This window comes from Neorhizobium sp. T7_12 (genome assembly GCF_002968535.1).
GTDB classification, from domain to species: Bacteria; Pseudomonadota; Alphaproteobacteria; order Rhizobiales; family Rhizobiaceae; genus Neorhizobium; species Neorhizobium tomejilense.
The window spans coordinates 1-1292 of the sequence record NZ_PVBK01000046.1 but is presented as its reverse complement, the minus strand read 5'-3'; the positions used below and the strand labels follow the sequence as shown (position 1 = coordinate 1292).

The 1292-nt window shown below is 59.0% G+C and carries 1 protein-coding gene; it reads right to left on the bottom strand.

Translation table 11 applies throughout. The features are described from left to right. Positions 1–28: 28 nt before the first annotated feature. A complete protein-coding gene (locus C5J26_RS32365; protein ID WP_105405488.1) occupies positions 29–1192 on the bottom strand; it encodes an IS481 family transposase in 1164 nt (387 codons plus the stop codon). Positions 1193–1292: the final 100 nt, after the last annotated feature.

Genomic DNA, 1292 nt, shown 5'->3' with positions numbered 1-1292 from the left:
GGTCCGTTCTGGACACATAGGTTACGGTTTATTCCTGAGACATAGGTAACACTTTTGAGCCGAAAGGGTTCGGCAGTGGCTCGAGCCTGCATGTCTGGTCATCGAAATATCCCAGATCGTAATCCATGAAGCTTGCGAGCCAGATACGGTCTTCGACCTGTTTGATTCCGACGGCCTGTCCGGCAAAGACCAGGCTAAGATTGATCTTCTTTCGCTTGTAGCAGATGCGGCCGCATGTCGTGACGGTCACGGTCTGGTCGTGGAACGGATAGTCGAGCTCCGGCAGGCCGCGATAGGGTCGTGGTGAAGCGTGGTAGCGCTCTGCCGGGCAAGCCATGTCAAGGGCTTGGTGCGGCCGCTCTGTGTTGAATTCCTCCACGAAGTCGTCAAAGCGGGCCTGCTGCTGCAGGAAATTGGCGCCGGCCGGCTTGGTGGTTTCCAGCTTGAGTGTGAGATGCATGCGCTCATGGCGGCCGTTCTGCTGCGGATGGCCAGGCTTGATGCGCTCGATGTCGATGCCGAGCCTGAGCCACCAGACCGCCAACCGCGACAGATTAAACAATCCGTTGGGGCTGGCGAAGGGTACGCCGTTGTCGGTTCTGATCGCCTTGGGCAGACCGAACTCCTTGAAGACGCTCTCGAACACGGTGAAGGCGTAGGCTTCCTTCGTCGTGTGCAGCGCCTCGCAAGCCAACAGGTAGCGGCTGGCGAAATCGGTGATCGTCAATGGATAGCAGTAGCGCTTGTCGGCGAGCATGAACTCGCCCTTGTAATCGGCGCACCACAAGTCGTTAGGTTGGCGAGGTTGGGAGAGTGTCGTTCCGACAGCTCTGTTGCGCCGTCGCTTGCGGTGCTGGACCAGTCCGTTGCGGTCGAGCACCGCATGCACGGTCGAGATCGCCGGCGTTTGCACGTCCGGGTAAAGCCCCGCCAGTCGTTCTCTGATCTTCGGTGCGCCCCAGTTCGGCTTCTCCTGCTTGGCACGCACAATCAGCTTCTCGATTTGGAATGGAAGCTGATTGGCGTGCCGGTAGGGACGCCGCGAGCGATCCGTCAATCCTTCCAGCCCGCAGGCATTATAGCGGCCGATGATCTTGTGGCCGGTCTTGCGCGAGATTCCGAACTCGCGGCACAGCACCGCGATCTTCTCGCCATCCAGAACCCGCGCAACGAACTTGAGACGCTCGTCCATACGGTTGCACTCCTGCCAAGGCACCTTCGCTCTCCTCGCAAAGGCAAAAAGTGTAACCATGTCTCCGGTATGAAATGTCACCCTTCTCTCGGGAAGGGCA

Excerpts from the sequence above, each read along its gene's own strand:
- C5J26_RS32365 (WP_105405488.1), bottom strand. The coding sequence starts at position 1,192 with ATGGACGAGCGTCTCAAGTTCGTTGCGCGGGTTCTGGATGGCGAGAAG.